A 14493-nucleotide genomic window follows, 5' to 3' on the forward strand; every position below is an offset into this window, starting at 1 on the left:
AGCGATGGCTCTGATCACCGAGATCGATTTCGGCACTCCCGCCCAAAAATCCGAAAAAATGGTGACGCTGACGATCGACGGAGTCGAAGTCAGCGCGCCCGAAGGCACCTCCATCATGCGCGCCGCGATGGAGATGGGCACGGAAATCCCAAAACTTTGCGCGACGGATTCGATCGAGGCGTTCGGCTCCTGCCGGCTTTGCCTCGTCGAAATCGAGGGGCGCAACGGCACGCCGGCCTCCTGCACAACTCCGGTCGCGCCCGGCATCTCCGTCAAAACGCAGACGCCGCGGCTGAAGGCGCTGCGCAAGGGCGTGATGGAGCTTTATATCTCCGACCATCCGCTCGATTGCCTGACCTGTTCGGCCAATGGCGACTGCGAATTGCAGACGCAGGCGGGCGCGGTCGGCCTGCGCGACGTCCGCTACGGCTATGAGGGCGCCAACCATTTCGACAACGTCAAGGACCTGTCCAATCCCTATTTTGCCTATGACCCGGCCAAATGCATCGTCTGCAACCGCTGCGTGCGCGCCTGCGAGGAAGTGCAAGGCACTTTCGCCCTGACAATCGACGGGCGCGGCTTTGGCAGCCGGGTCGCCGCCGGCCAGGACGAGCCGTTCCTCGAATCGGAATGCGTCTCCTGCGGCGCCTGCGTCCAGGCCTGCCCGACGGCCACGCTGATGGAAAAATCGGTGATCGAGATCGGTCTGCCCGAGCATTCGGCGGTGACAACCTGCGCCTATTGCGGCGTCGGCTGCACTTTCAAGGCCGAAATGCGCGGCGAGGAGCTCGTCCGCATGGTTCCGCACAAGGACGGCAAGGCCAATCATGGCCATTCCTGCGTCAAGGGCCGCTTCGCCTATGGCTATGCGACGCATCGCGACCGCATCCTGAAGCCGATGATCCGCGCCTCGATCGAGGATCCGTGGCGCGAAGTGTCCTGGGAGGAGGCGATCAATTACGCCGCCTCGCAGTTCCGGCGTATCCAGGCGGAGCATGGCAAGCATGCGATCGGCGGCATCACCTCCTCGCGCTGCACCAATGAAGAGACCTATCTCGTCCAGAAGCTGATCCGCGCCGGTTTCGGCAATAATAATGTCGACACCTGCGCGCGCGTCTGCCACTCGCCGACCGGCTACGGCCTCAAGACCGCCTTCGGCACCTCGGCCGGCACGCAGGATTTCGACTCCGTCGAAGAAACCGATGTGATGCTGGTGATCGGCGCCAATCCGACCGATGGTCATCCGGTCTTCGGCTCGCGCATGAAGAAGCGGCTGCGCGCCGGAGCGAAGCTGATCGTCATCGATCCGCGCCGCATCGATCTTGTCGAGACGCCGCACGTCAAGGCGGATTTCCATCTGCCGCTTCAGCCGGGCTGCAATGTTTCGGTGGTGACGTCGCTCGCCCATGTCATCGTGACAGAAGGACTCGTCAATGAGGCGTTCGTGCGCGAACGCTGTGACTGGTCGGAGTTTCAGGACTGGGCGGCTTTTGTCTCCGAGCCGCGCCATAGCCCCGAAGAAGTCGAGAAGATTTCAGGCGTTCGCGCCGACCTCATCCGCAGCGCCGCGAGGCTTTACGCGACCGGCGGCAACGCGGCGATCTTCTATGGCCTTGGCGTGACGGAGCACAGCCAGGGATCGACGACCGTGCTCGCGATCGCAAACCTTGCCATGGCCACCGGAAATCTCGGCCGGCCGGGCGTCGGCGTTAATCCGCTGCGCGGTCAGAACAATGTCCAGGGGGCCTGTGACATGGGCTCTTTCCCGCATGAATTCGCGGGCTACCGCCATGTGTCGGACACGGCCGCCCGCGACGTCTATGAAAGTCTGTGGGGCGTCGCGCTCGAGCACGAGCCGGGGCTGCGCATTCCAAACATGCTAGACGCCGCCGTCGAGGGAACGTTCCGCGGCATTTATATCCAGGGCGAGGACATTCTGCAGTCGGACCCCGACACGCATCACGTCGCTTCCGGCCTCAAGGCGATGGAATGCGTCGTCGTCCAGGATCTGTTCCTGAATGAAACGGCCAATTACGCCCATGTCTTCCTGCCGGGCTCGAGCTTCCTTGAGAAGGATGGCACCTTCACCAACGCCGAGCGCCGCATTCAGCGCGTGCGCAAGGTGATGAGTCCGAAGAACGGTTACGGCGATTGGGAGATCACCATGCTGCTCTCCAACGCCATGGGCTTCAAGATGTCCTACAAACATCCAAGCGAGATCATGGACGAGATCGCGCTGACGACGCCGAGCTTTGCCGGCGTCTCCTACGCCAAGCTTGACGAGATGGGCTCTGTGCAATGGCCCTGCAACGCGGCCGCCCCCGACGGCACTCCGGTCATGCATATCGGCGGCTTTGCCGGCGGCAAGGGCAAATTCGTGATCACCGAATATGTCGCGACCGACGAGCGCACGGGGCCGCGCTTCCCGCTGCTGCTGACGACGGGGCGTATCCTCAGCCATTATAATGTCGGGGCGCAGACGCGGCGGACCGCCAATGTCGCCTGGCATCCGGAGGATCTTCTCGAAATCCATCCGCACGACGCCGAGCTGCGCGGCGTCAAGGGCGGCGATTGGGTGAAGGTGCAGAGTCGCGCCGGCGATACCACGCTGCGCGCGCTGATTACCGACCGGGTCGCCCCGGGCGTTGTCTATACGACGTTCCATCACCCGATGACGCAGGCCAATGTGGTGACGACGGAATTTTCTGACTGGGCGACCAATTGTCCGGAATTCAAGGTGACGGCGGTGCAGGTTTCGCCCTCAAATGGTCCGTCCGAATGGCAGGAGAGCTACCGCCAGCAGGCCGAGCAAAGCCGCCGCATCTTGCAGGAGGCGGACGCGGCGGAATGAGCGATCTCGACCGCGATGGCGCCTTGGCGTGCGAGGCGCCGGCTCCGGTCATGCGGGCGCCCTGCCTCGCGCAGCGCGGCGCGATGTTTTCGCCCGCCGCGCGAGACGTGCCGGAAGAGACGGCGATCGCCTTGACCTTCAACGGCGCGACGCACGCCGTCATGATGGCGACGCCGGCCGATTTTGAGGATTTCGCGATCGGCTTTTCCTTCACGGAAGGTCTCATCGACAAGGTCTCGGACCTCTCGGGGTTCGAAATGATTCCGACTAAACTCGGCGTCGAATTGCGCTCCTGGCTGCCGGCGGAGCGCGCCAGCGATCATGCAGCGCGCCGCCGCGCCATGGCCGGCCCGACCGGCTGTGGCCTCTGCGGCATCGAAAGCCTCGAGCAGGCGATGCGCGCCGCGCCGCCCGTCTCGAGCGCGCTGACCTTCGGCCGCCGCGACATCTCGGAGGCGATCGCCTCGCTCGGGGCGGGGCAATTTTTGAACGAACAAACGCATGCGGTTCATGCCGCGGGGTTCTGGACGCCAGCGCGGGGCCTCGTCGCCGCGCGCGAGGATGTTGGCCGTCATAATGCACTGGACAAGCTCGCCGGCGCGCTGCTGCGCGCGGGCGTCGCGCCGGCCGAGGGGCTCGTTCTCCTGACGAGCCGCGTCTCGGTCGAACTCATTCAGAAGATTGCGCGCATGGGCGCCGCCGCCGTTGTCGCCATCTCCGCGCCGACCGCAGCCGCGATTCGGCTCGCCGACGCCTGCGGCGTCACCCTTGTCGCCGTCGCGCGGGGCAAGGATTTCGAGGTCTTCACGCATCCTGCGCGTATTATCGATCGGGTCGCCGCCAATGTCGCCTAGCAACAAACTTGTCTATATGGCCAATCAGATCGGGAAATATTTTTCCTCGCAAAAGCACACTGATCCGGCCGCGGGCATCGCCGATCATCTGCGCAAGTTCTGGGATCCGGCGATGCGGGCGAAGATCGTCAAGCATCTCGACGAGGGCGGCATGGATCTCGATCCCGACGTCAGGCAGGCGGTGCGCCTGCTGCAAGCGACAAGCCGCGTCGACGCCGGCGCGCTTGAAAGCGCCGCGGGCAAGTAGCGCACGCCACTCCGCGTATAAGGCTGCGCCCGGACGCCGCCGCAGCCTTATCGCTTGCGGCGCCTTATGGCCTTATTTTGTGCGCCGCAGCTCAGCCTGTTGTCCGTCCGTAGCCTGCGACTGTAGTCGTATTGCTGCGACGCGGCGACCTTTTGGCGCAATTTTGAATTGATTTAACGCATTGCTTCATCCCTATGATTCGTCCAAGTTCCGCTTCTCTCCGCAGGCAGTCTCTGAGCTGTCTCAATAATTGAACGCTGCGAACGGGCGCCTTTCATGTCTCAAACGCTTTCTCCCGCCGCCGCCAAAACTCCAAGATTCGGCGAAATTGGCCTCGCGGGCGTGCTTGCTGTTCTCGCCTTGCTGACGGCCTTTATCGCCGTCAAGGCGTGGACGCCGGGCTACGCCTTCCACATGGTCGTGCTTTGCCTCGCCAGCGTCGCGGGCATTTATGCGATCTATCTGCGCTACCAGAAGCGCGAGGCCGCCTGGCCGCCGCAGGAGCTGGACGGCGTTCCCAACTATAATTTCGGCCCGATCAAATTCTGCACCCTCGCCTCGGTATTCTGGGGCATAGCGGGCTTCACGGTCGGCCTTTACATAGCGCTGGAACTGGCCTTTCCCGACCTCAATTTCGCGCGCTGGGTCAATTTCGGACGCCTGCGGCCGCTGCACACCTCGGCCGTCATCTTCGCGTTTGGCGGCAATATCTTGCTCGCGACTTCGCTCTATATCGTTCAGCGGACCTCCCGCGCCCGCCTTCCCGGCGACCTCTCGCCCTGGTTCATAGCGCTTGGCTATAATCTTTTCATCGTCATCGCCGGCACTGGCTATCTGCTCGGCATTACCCACTCCAAAGAATACGCCGAACCCGAATGGTACGCGGACCTTCTGCTCGTCGCCGTCTGGCTGACCTATTTCGGCGTCTTCCTCGGCACGATCATGAAGCGGTCCGAACCGCATATCTATGTCGCCAACTGGTTCTTCCTCGCTTTCATCGTCACCATCGCGGTCCTCGTTCTCGGCAATAATGCGGCGATCCCTGTCTCGTTGTTCTCGCCGAAATCCTACATCGTGTGGTCGGGCGTCCAGGACGCCATGATCCAGTGGTGGTACGGCCACAACGCGGTCGGCTTCTATCTGACGGCCTCCTTCCTCGGCATGATGTATTATTTCGTGCCGAAGCGGGCAGGGCGGCCGGTCTATTCCTATCGCCTGTCGATCATCCATTTCTGGGCGCTGATCTTCCTCTATATCTGGGCGGGTCCGCACCATCTCCACTTCACGGCGCTTCCCGATTGGGCGCAGACGCTGGGCATGACCATGTCCATCATCCTGTGGATGCCCTCCTGGGGCGGCATGATCAACGGAATGCTGACGCTTTCCGGCGCGTGGGACAAGCTGCGCACCGATCCCGTGCTGCGACTGCTCGTTGTCTCGATCGCCTTTTACGGAATGTCGACGTTCGAAGGGCCGTTGATGTCGATCAAGACGGTCAACTCGCTCAGCCATTACACGGACTGGACCATCGGCCATGTCCATTCCGGCGCGCTCGGATGGGTCGGCTACATTTCCTTCGGCGCGCTCTATTGCATCGTTCCCTGGCTCTGGAACCGCCGCGGCCTCTATTCGCTCAAGCTCGTCAATTGGCACTTCTGGATTTCGACGATCGGCATTGTCTTCTACATTAGCTCGATGTGGGTCGCCGGCATCATGCAGGGTCTGATGTGGCGCGCCTATACTTCGCTTGGCTTCCTCGAATATTCCTTCATCGAGACCGTCGAGGCGATGCATCCGATGTATGTGATCCGCGCGCTCGGCGGCTTCCTGTTCCTCGTCGGCGCCCTGATCATGGCCTACAACCTCTACATGACGATCGTCTCGCCCGACGCCGCAGAGGTGCCGGAATCGCGGCCCTCGCCGCAACCGCGTCTCGTTCCGGCCGAGTAGGAGACTTATAGCGTGTCCGCGACAAACCAAGCTCCGACGCCGAAGCGCTCGCTGTGGGATTACCATGCGATCTTCGAGAAGAATTCGATCATTCTGGTCCTCGGCATTCTGGTCGCTATTTCGATCGGCGGCCTCGTCGAGATCGTCCCGCTGTTCTTCCTCAAGGCCACGATTGAAAAGGTCGACGGCGTCCGTCCGAAGACGCCGCTGGAGCTCGCCGGCTTCGACATCTATGTCCGGGAGGGCTGCTATCTGTGCCATTCGCAGCAGGTCCGCGCCTTGCGTGACGAGGTCGAGCGCTACGGCCATTACTCGCTCGCCGCCGAGAGCATGTATGATCATCCTTTCCAATGGGGCTCGAAGCGCAACGGCCCGGATCTCGCTCGCATCGGCGGCAAATATTCGGACGATTGGCATCGCGACCATCTGCGCCATCCGCAAGCGGTGGTGCCGGCCTCAATCATGCCGCGCTACGGATTCCTTGAGGAGACGCCGCTCGACGGCGCCCATATCGCCGACAATATGAAAACGCTCGCCCTCGTCGGCGTCCCCTATACGCAGGACATGATCGACAAGGCGCAGGAGGATCTTTCGGCGCAGGGCTCGCCGGATTCGCCGGGCGTCGCCGATCTGCAAGCGCGCTATCCCAAGGCGAGCGCGCATGAGTTCGGCGCGGACAAGCGACCGCTGACCGAAGCCGACGCTGTAATCGCCTATCTGCAGCAGCTCGGCACGCAGATCGACTTCAAGATTTACGACAACAAGGCGAACATCCGGTGAGGCGCTTCAATGTCCACCTATGAAATTTTGCGACAGTTCGCGGCGACCTGGGGTCTTGCCTACTTCAGCGTGATCTTCATCGTCGTCGTCGTCTATGCGCTTTGGCCGTCGAAAGGCGCCGCCTTCGACGAGGCGGCTCGCATTCCCCTCAGAGAGGATTGATCCCGTGGCCGATCATGCTCACGGCGGCGATTATGACGCCGCGACCGGAAAAACAACAACGGGCCACAGCTGGGACGGCATCTCGGAGCTGAACACGCCATTGCCGCGGTGGTGGCTCTACACGCTTTACGGCTGCATCGTCTGGGCGATCATCTACTGGGTGCTGTTTCCGGCGTGGCCTTGGTTCGGCGGCGCGACGAAGGGTCTTCTTGGCTGGAACTCGCGCACGGTTGTCGCGCGCGAGTTGGACGAGCTCAGGGCTTCGCGCAGCGCCATGAACGACAAGCTCGCCGCCGCCTCGCTGCAGCAGATTGAGGCGACGCCAGAACTGCTCGCTTTCGCTCGCGCCGAGGGCGCGGCGGCCTTTGCGCAGAATTGCTCGCCTTGCCATGGCGCCGGCGCTCAGGGGTCGCGGGGCTATCCGAACCTCAACGCCGATCGCTGGCTGTGGGGCGGCACGCTGGATCAAATCCACACGACCATCACCCATGGCGCGCGATGGACCGCCGATCCCGACACCCATGCCGGCGTCATGCCGTCTTTCGGCCGCGACGGACTCCTGAACAAGGAGGAAATCTCGACGATCGCCGATTATGTTCGCACACTGTCCGGCAACGCTCCTGACGCTGGAGCCGACCTCGCCAAGGGCAAGCAATTGTTCATCGACAATTGCTCGCCCTGTCATGGCGAGGACGGCAAGGGCAATGTTGATGTGGGCGCGGCGAATCTCACGACGCAGGTCTGGCTTTACGGCCCGACCAAGGCAGATATCATGCACCGCATCGAGGTTGGCGGCGGCGGCGTGATGCCCGCGTGGAAGGGCCGTCTCGACGAAAGCACGATCAAGGCGCTTACTGTTTTCGTCCATACGCTTGGCGGCGGCAAATAGCCGCTCGCCACACATGCATGATTTCCGGAAACGGATCGCGTTTTCGAGTAGAAATCAAGCATTGAAACAAAAAGGAGCGTGGCGCGGAGATGCGCGTTCGCTCCGGCAGGCCGAAGCTGGACAATGACGCAAGCACAAGCGAGCGATCTCGGAGACGACTCACCTCTCTACGCCTCCGCCCCAAAGATCTACCCCCAAAAGGTGACCGGAACCTACCGGCGCATCAAATGGATCCTCCTCGCGGTGACGCTGGGGATCTATTATTTTCTTCCGTTTGTGCGCTGGGATCGCGGTCCCGATGCGCCAAACCAGGCCGTGCTGATCGATTTCGCCAATCGAAAATTCTACTTTTTCTTCATCGAGATCTGGCCGCAGGAAATCTATTATCTGACCGGGCTTCTGATCCTGGCGGCGATGACCCTGTTCCTCATGAACGCGCTCGCCGGGCGCGTTTGGTGCGGCTATCTCTGCCCCCAGACCGTTTGGACCGACCTGTTCTTCTGGACCGAGCGCCTTTTTGAAGGCGATCGCCGCGAGCGGATGCGCAAGGACGCCGGGCCCTGGACCTTCCAGCGCGTGCGCGAGAAAACCTTAAAGCATGTCGTCTGGCTCGCCGTTGCCTGGTGGACCGGCGGCGCATGGGTGCTCTATTTCGCCGACGCGCCGACGCTCGTCGGCAAGATGGCGCGATTCGAGGCGCCGCCCACAGCGCTGATCTGGATCGCGATTTTGACCACGACGACCTATGTGCTCGCCGGCTTCATGCGCGAGCAGGTCTGCCTTTATATGTGTCCGTGGCCGCGCATCCAGGCCGCGCTGACTGACGAAAACGCGCTGAACGTCACCTATCGCTACGATCGCGGCGAGCCGCGCGAATCGCTCAAGAAAGCGAAGCTGCTGCGTTCGGGAGGTGAGAAGATCGGCGACTGCATCGATTGCGGTCAGTGCGTGGCCGTATGCCCGACCGGCGTCGATATCCGCCAGGGGCCGAGCCTCGGCTGCATCCAATGCGGTCTTTGCATCGACGCTTGCGATACGGTGATGGCCAAGATTGATCGTCCGCCCCGGCTCATCGCCTATGACACCGACCTCAATGTCGCGCGCCGCCTCGCGGGCAAGCCCAACGCGTTCAAATTGATCCGCGGCCGCACGATCCTTTACGCCGTCGTCATCTCAGCCGTCGGCGGCATTATGATTGCGGCCCTGGTCGGCCGCAAGGATGTGAGCCTGTCGGTCATGCACGACCGCAATCCGATGTTTGTCAAAACTTCGGATGGATCGATACGCAACGCCGTCACCGCGCATATTGTCAACCGCCACTCGACCGCGCGCAGCTTCTCGATCGAAGTCGAGCGGCCGGCGGGGGCGAGGGTGGCCGTCGTCGGCGGCGACAATGCGGAAGCGGCGCCGATCATTGAAGTCGGGCCGGACCAGGTTCGGGAAGTGCGCGTCTTCGTCATCATGCCGCGCAACGACGCGCTGCCGGCGAGCCAGGAGCTGGTCCTCAAGTTGAAGGACGCCGCGAGCGGCGCATCGACGACGGCGACGGACAATTTCTTCGCGCCCTGAAAACTGGAGCATAGCCGATGTCAAAGCGGGATCTCTCGTTTCCCGAAATTCGCGGGCCGCTCACCGGCTGGATGGTGCTGGCGATGACGCTCGCCGCTTTCGGGGTCGTCTTCGCGGTCAATGGCGTAATGGCCTATTACGCGGTCTCGACGTTCACGGGCCTTGCCGATCCGAGCCCATATGAGCATGGGCTCGCCTATGAGAAAGACATACTCGCCGCCAAGGCGCAGGACGCTCTCGGCTGGGATGTCGCCGTTCACCTTGGCCGCGACGTCAGCGGCAAGGAGGCGATCGAGGCGCGCTTCAAGGATCGCGGCGGCGCTCCGGTGCCGGGCCTTGCGGTCTCGGCCGGATTGGACTCGCCCGCCGATATAAAACTCGACGCCGATCTGACGCTGAAGGAAATCGAACCCGGCGTTTATCTTGGCCTCGTCGCAGCGCGGCCGGGGCAATGGGATCTCCTGATCGACGCGCGCCGCGAGGGAGAACGCGTGTTCAAGTCCAACAACCGGATCGAGATTCGCTAGCGCTCTCAAGACGGGCTGGGCGGCCTCGTCATTATTGCGTCATCGCATAGACGCAGCGGCGCGGCGCGCGGTAAATAGATGAAATTATGCGATGGCCCTTGCGGCCGGCGGCGGCGCTGAAGCTGCCCGCCGCGCAATCCGTTGGATTTTGGTTGGCGCAACCTCCCGTAGAAAAATCCCTCGGGACGATCGCGGCGGAAAGGCGATCATGACCGAGGCGCTCGATCTTTCCGCTTTTGTGCAGCGCCTTGAGGAAGGCGGCTGCCGGATCGAATTCGCCGTCGAGGGCGTCAAGGACGCCGCCGCGATCCATGCGATCGAACATGCGCTCCGTGCTCTGCCCGGACTGACCAAGGCGCGGGTCAATTTTTCCGAGCAGCGCCTTCTGGTCGAATGGACGGACGGCGTCGATCCTGCGTCGATCGTCGAACGGGTCCGCGCGCTCGGCTATCGCATCTATCCCTTCTCGCCGCGTCTGCGCGAAGAGGACGTCGAGGCGTCGCAGGCGCGCTGGCTGCTGCGCTGCCTCGCCGTCGCGGCTTTCGCGGCGATGAACATCATGCTGCTGTCGATCTCGGTCTGGGCCGGCAACGTCAGCGACATCACGCCGGAGACGCGCGATTTCTTTCATTGGGTGTCGGCGCTCATCGTCCTGCCGGCCGCGGCTTTCGCCGGGCAGCCCTTCTTCCGCAGCGCGATCCGCGCCCTTGGACGGCGCTCCCTCAATATGGACGTGCCGATCTCGCTCGGCGTCTTGCTCGCTTTGACGATGTCGGTGTTTGAGACTCTGCGCCACGCCGAGCACGCCTATTTCGACAGCGCCATCATGCTGCTCGTCTTCCTGCTCGCCGGCCGTTATCTCGATTCTGCGATGCGGCGCAAGACGCGCTCCTACGCCGCCAATCTGTCGGCCCTGCGCGCGCCGACCGCCTCGCGCATCGACGCCGATGGAACTGTCGGGCTCGTGCCGGCGGCGGCGCTCCGGCCAAGCGAGATCGTCCTGCTCCGTCCGGGCGAACGCGCGCCGGTCGACGGGATCGTCGTTGAAGGCAGATCCGAGATCGATCAGAGCCTCGTCACCGGCGAAACCGCGCCGGTCCCCGTCGGGGCTGGTCATGAGATCTATGCCGGTTCGCTGAATTTCAGCGGCGCTCTCACCATTCGCGTCAAGGCCGCCGGCGGGGGTACTTTCCTCGACGAGATCGAGCGGCTGCTGGACGGGGCGATCCATGAGAAAAGCGCCTATGTTCGCCTCGCCGACCGGGCCGCTCGTCTCTATGCGCCTGTGGTGCATTCGATGGCCGCGCTGACCGTCATCTTCTGGCTTATCGCCGGCGCATCGGTCCATGACGCCATCATCGCCGCCATCGCGGTTTTGATCATCACCTGCCCCTGCGCCCTCGCTCTCGCCGTTCCTGCGGTGCAGGTCGTCGCCGCGGGCGCGCTGTTTCGCGCGAAAATCATCCTCAGCGCCGGCGACGCCATCGAACGCTTCGCCGACGTCGACATGGTGGTGTTTGACAAGACCGGCACGCTGACCTTGCCGGAGCTTGGCGTCGAAGTCGACGACGATGCGCCGCCCGGCCTTGTCGAACGGGCGGCCCGCCTGGCGCTCGCCTCGCATCACCCCCTCGCCGCGGCGCTCGCCCGCCTGTCGCGGGCGCAGGCGCCTGTCGCGGACGCGCAGGAGGTTCCGGGCTCCGGTGTGCAGGCGACGATCGACGGCGCCGAGGCTCGTCTTGGCTCGCCCGGTTTTTGCGGCCTCGAGGCTGACGCCGCACGCCTCCGGCTGATTCATCCGGGCGCCTCCCTGATCGCTTTTCGCCATGGCGGCGAGGCGACCATCTTCCGCATCCGGCAGAAGCTGCGCGCTGACGCGGCTTCTGTCATCGCTGCGCTTCGGCGCCGCGGGCTTGCGATCGTCATCCTGTCGGGCGACGCTGATCCCGCGGTGCGTTCCTGCGCGCTGGCGCTCGGGGTGGCCGAATGGCGCGCCGATATGCGGCCGGGCGAGAAACTCGCATTTCTGGCCGAACTCAAGAAAAACGGGCGCAAGCCGCTGATGGTCGGCGACGGCATGAACGACGCCCCTGCGCTCGCCGCCGCCCATGCTTCGCTGTCGCCGATCACCGCCTCGGGCCTCGCGCAAGCGGCGGCGGACGCGCTGTTCCTCGGCGACCTGCTCGGCCCCGTGGATGCGGTCCTTGACGTCTCGCGACGCGCAAAAAACCTGATGCGGCAGAATCTCGGCTTCGCGGTCGTCTATAATATGGTCGCCGTGCCGCTCGCGGTGGCGGGACTGGCGACGCCGCTCATCGCGGCGGCGGCGATGTCGGGGTCCTCGATTATCGTCACCCTCAACGCGCTGCGGGCGAGGGGCGCTGCGCGGGCCATCGCGCCCGGCGGCGCGCCCGCAGCAGCCCGCAGCGCAAGCCGTCTCAACGAGGCCCGGCCATGACGATCCTGCTTTTTCTTTTGCCGCTCGCCCTCGCGCTCGGATTTCTGGGCCTTGCCGCTTTTCTTTGGGCTTTGCGCAACGGCCAGTACGAAGACCTCGACGGCGCCGCCGTGCGGGTGCTGTCCGATGACGATCTGCCGCCATGACCGCCCTGCGCGACCGCCGGGCCGGCCTCCTCAGCTGCGCCTGCGACTTTGACGTTCCAGACGACGGGGCTGTCGATGCGCCTGCGCAGCCGCTCGCGCTGATCGCCGCGGGCTTTGCCTTTTCCGTGCTGGCGCAGGCATTGGCTTTCGCCGCACTGCCGATCGCTGGCGCCGTGCTCGCGCCGCGGCCGGAGGCAGCGACGGCGCCGGTCGCGCTGATGCTGGCGGGAGCGGCGACGGCGACCTTTCCGGCGGCGTTCCTGACCGGGCTGTTCGGCCGCCGCTCGGCCTTCGCGCTCGGCGCCAGTCTTGGCGTCGCCGGCGCCGCGCTGGCCGCCTTCGGCCTCGCCGCGGGCGAGTTCGGGGCGCTCTGCCTCGGCGCTTTCTGGCTTGGCGTCGCGCAGGGTTTTGGACTGTTCTATCGCCATGCCGTCGGCGGCGGAGCTCGCGCCGCGGCAATTGTGCTCGGCGCGGCGAGCCTTGCCGCTTTCGCCGCGCCAGCCGTCGTCGGGCTCTCCCAGGCCGTGGCGGGGCCGCTCGCGCCGGCCGGCGCGCTGATCGGCGCGGCGCTGGCGCAATTGGGCGTTCTGGTGCTCGCGGCGCCGCTGCCAGCGACGGTCGAGCTGTCGCCGCCGGAGAGCGGCGGCGATTCAGCGCCTACGGATTTCGTCCAGCGCTTCGCCGCGATCACCAGCGCGGCGGCGCTCGCCTGGTTCGGCATGATGGCCTTGATGGCCGGCGCGCCGCTGGCGATGGCTGGCTGTGGCCTCGGCCTTGGCGCAGCTTCGGGCGGGATCGCCTGGCATTTGCTGGCCATGTATGCGCCCGCCGCCGCCATCGCCGCCTCCGGCTGGCGCCCGCCCGCGGCGGCGACGACCCTCGTGGGGCTGGCTCTATTAGGCCTCGGCGTCCTCGCGGCGCGCGGACAAAACAGCGCCTTCGGCTTCGATCTGGCGCTGATTATTGGCGGCTGCGGCTGGTCGCTGGCCACCCTCGGCGCGACGCAATGGCTGCATCAGCGCGGCGCGCCGCGGGCGATGCTTGCGCTCCATGATTTCATTCTGTTCGCGGCCGCCGTCGCCGGCGCGCTGCTCGGCGCTGTCATCGTCTAGGTCCTGTTGACAAATACCCTCATCCATAGTCGGACGGCGGCGATGAGGACGAAGCCGCGGTAGCTTTCGGCGGTCTTGTCGTAGCGGGTCGCCAAGCGGCGCCAGTTTTTCAGTTTGTTGAAGCAGCGCTCGATCCGATTTCTGAGGGCGTAGATGTGGCCATCGACGGGAACCTGAACCTTGCGACTGCGCCGTGTCGGAATGATCGGCGTGACAGCTCGTGCGACCATCGCGTCGCGGATCGCATCGGCATCGTACCCGCGATCGGCGAGCAGAACCCCGGGTTCCGGTCCGTCGGCTTCAAGGAGTGGCAACGCACCCGTGTAGTCGGAGGCCTGGCCGGGGGCGATATCGACGGCTACGGGGAGGCCAATTCCGTTCGTTCGGAGATGAATTTTCGTCGTAAAGCCACCTCGCGAGCGCCCGAGACCCTGAATATGAGTCCCCCCCTTGCGCCGGCGGCGCAATGATGGGCCCGGATCACAGTGCTGTCGATCATCTGGACCGTTTCCCCGACGCCTTCGGTGTCGTTCAGCACCTCAAGCAGCAGATCCCAAAGTCCCGAGAGGCTCCAGCGGCGGAACTGACGGTAGACCGTACCCCACTTGCCGAAGACTTCGGGCAGATCTCGCCACTGGGCGCCGGTGCGGGCGATCCAGAACACGCCGTCGAGCACCAGCCGATGATCCCGAGGCGGCCGGCCGCTGTGCGCACCGCGCGTGGTCACAAACGGCTCGAAGAACGCCCACTCCTCGTCGCTCATCATGTCCCGAATCAAAGCCGCCTCCCTGAGAAAGCAACGTTGAATCACCGAAAGCCGGGACTGGGAATCTTATTTGTCAACAGGACCTAGTTTCCGCGGCGAATGGATCGCGCGTCATCCCCGCATCACCTGATTTTGAGCCGGGGCCCGGCGATCGAGCGGAATAGAAGCGCCGATCCGGAGTC

General features: G+C 64.3%; 13 protein-coding genes. 12 read left to right on the plus strand and 1 reads right to left on the minus strand.

The window, feature by feature from the left end:
- Window positions 1–4: 4 nt before the first annotated feature.
- From fdhF to CR492_RS02065, 12 genes are all read left to right on the plus strand, one after another.
- Entirely contained in the window at window positions 5–2851 is a 2847-nt protein-coding gene (gene fdhF, locus CR492_RS02010) for a formate dehydrogenase subunit alpha (RefSeq protein WP_102842015.1), read from the plus strand.
- On the plus strand, window positions 2848–3705 hold the full coding sequence (gene fdhD, locus CR492_RS02015) for a formate dehydrogenase accessory sulfurtransferase FdhD (protein WP_102842016.1): 858 nt from the start codon (window positions 2848–2850) through the stop codon (window positions 3703–3705). The genes fdhF and fdhD overlap by 4 nt, the downstream gene beginning before the upstream one ends.
- A complete protein-coding gene (locus CR492_RS02020; RefSeq protein ID WP_102842017.1) occupies window positions 3695–3952 on the plus strand; it encodes a formate dehydrogenase subunit delta in 258 nt (85 codons plus the stop codon). The genes fdhD and CR492_RS02020 overlap by 11 nt, the downstream gene beginning before the upstream one ends.
- Window positions 3953–4228: 276 nt before the next feature.
- A complete protein-coding gene (gene ccoN, locus CR492_RS02025; RefSeq protein WP_102842018.1) occupies window positions 4229–5902 on the plus strand; it encodes a cytochrome-c oxidase, cbb3-type subunit I in 1674 nt (557 codons plus the stop codon).
- Window positions 5903–5914: 12 nt separating this feature from the next.
- Window positions 5915–6682, plus strand: a complete 768-nt coding sequence (gene ccoO / locus CR492_RS02030) for a cytochrome-c oxidase, cbb3-type subunit II (RefSeq protein ID WP_180982391.1) — start codon at window positions 5915–5917, stop codon at window positions 6680–6682.
- 9 nt (window positions 6683–6691) lie between these two features.
- Window positions 6692–6844, plus strand: a complete 153-nt coding sequence (locus tag CR492_RS02035) for a cbb3-type cytochrome c oxidase subunit 3 (protein WP_102842019.1) — start codon at window positions 6692–6694, stop codon at window positions 6842–6844.
- Between the two features lie 4 nt (window positions 6845–6848).
- Window positions 6849–7733 (plus strand): cytochrome-c oxidase, cbb3-type subunit III, encoded by an 885-nt coding sequence (gene ccoP, locus CR492_RS02040; RefSeq protein ID WP_102842020.1) that lies wholly within the window; start codon window positions 6849–6851, stop codon window positions 7731–7733.
- A gap of 123 nt (window positions 7734–7856) precedes the next feature.
- Window positions 7857–9302: a cytochrome c oxidase accessory protein CcoG gene (gene ccoG, locus CR492_RS02045; protein WP_102842021.1), complete on the plus strand. Its 1446-nt coding sequence runs from the start codon at window positions 7857–7859 to the stop codon at window positions 9300–9302.
- Between the two features lie 17 nt (window positions 9303–9319).
- Entirely contained in the window at window positions 9320–9829 is a 510-nt protein-coding gene (locus CR492_RS02050; protein WP_102842022.1) for a FixH family protein, read from the plus strand.
- 208 nt (window positions 9830–10037) lie between these two features.
- Window positions 10038–12287, plus strand: coding sequence for a heavy metal translocating P-type ATPase (locus tag CR492_RS02055; protein ID WP_102842340.1), 2250 nt, complete (start codon window positions 10038–10040; stop codon window positions 12285–12287).
- Window positions 12284–12433 (plus strand): cbb3-type cytochrome oxidase assembly protein CcoS, encoded by a 150-nt coding sequence (ccoS, locus tag CR492_RS02060; protein WP_012592619.1) that lies wholly within the window; start codon window positions 12284–12286, stop codon window positions 12431–12433. The genes CR492_RS02055 and ccoS overlap by 4 nt, the downstream gene beginning before the upstream one ends.
- A complete protein-coding gene (locus CR492_RS02065; RefSeq protein WP_102842023.1) occupies window positions 12430–13545 on the plus strand; it encodes a hypothetical protein in 1116 nt (371 codons plus the stop codon). The genes ccoS and CR492_RS02065 overlap by 4 nt, the downstream gene beginning before the upstream one ends.
- Here CR492_RS02065 and CR492_RS02070 read toward each other — a convergent pair.
- A protein-coding gene (locus CR492_RS02070) for an IS5 family transposase (RefSeq protein ID WP_245411943.1) occupies window positions 13542–14311 on the minus strand; the annotation gives its coding sequence in 2 pieces (ribosomal slippage) (window positions 13542–13999 and window positions 13999–14311; 771 coding nt in all). The genes CR492_RS02065 and CR492_RS02070 overlap by 4 nt on opposite strands.
- Window positions 14312–14493 lie beyond the last annotated feature (182 nt).

The sequence above is a fragment of the Methylocella silvestris genome (assembly GCF_002891535.1).
In the GTDB taxonomy this organism is placed as follows: domain Bacteria; phylum Pseudomonadota; class Alphaproteobacteria; order Rhizobiales; family Beijerinckiaceae; genus Methylocapsa; species Methylocapsa silvestris_A.

Bases quoted from the DNA above. Each gene is read 5' to 3' on its own strand.
- fdhF (WP_102842015.1), top strand. From the start codon at position 5: ATGGCTCTGATCACCGAGATCGATTTCGGCACTCCCGCCCAAAAATCC.
- fdhD (WP_102842016.1), top strand. From the start codon at position 2,848: ATGAGCGATCTCGACCGCGATGGCGCCTTGGCGTGCGAGGCGCCGGCT.
- CR492_RS02020 (WP_102842017.1), top strand. From the start codon at position 3,695: ATGTCGCCTAGCAACAAACTTGTCTATATGGCCAATCAGATCGGGAAA.
- ccoN (WP_102842018.1), top strand. From the start codon at position 4,229: ATGTCTCAAACGCTTTCTCCCGCCGCCGCCAAAACTCCAAGATTCGGC.
- CR492_RS02035 (WP_102842019.1), top strand. From the start codon at position 6,692: ATGTCCACCTATGAAATTTTGCGACAGTTCGCGGCGACCTGGGGTCTT.
- ccoG (WP_102842021.1), top strand. From the start codon at position 7,857: ATGACGCAAGCACAAGCGAGCGATCTCGGAGACGACTCACCTCTCTAC.
- CR492_RS02050 (WP_102842022.1), top strand. From the start codon at position 9,320: ATGTCAAAGCGGGATCTCTCGTTTCCCGAAATTCGCGGGCCGCTCACC.
- CR492_RS02055 (WP_102842340.1), top strand. From the start codon at position 10,038: ATGACCGAGGCGCTCGATCTTTCCGCTTTTGTGCAGCGCCTTGAGGAA.
- ccoS (WP_012592619.1), top strand. From the start codon at position 12,284: ATGACGATCCTGCTTTTTCTTTTGCCGCTCGCCCTCGCGCTCGGATTT.
- CR492_RS02065 (WP_102842023.1), top strand. From the start codon at position 12,430: ATGACCGCCCTGCGCGACCGCCGGGCCGGCCTCCTCAGCTGCGCCTGC.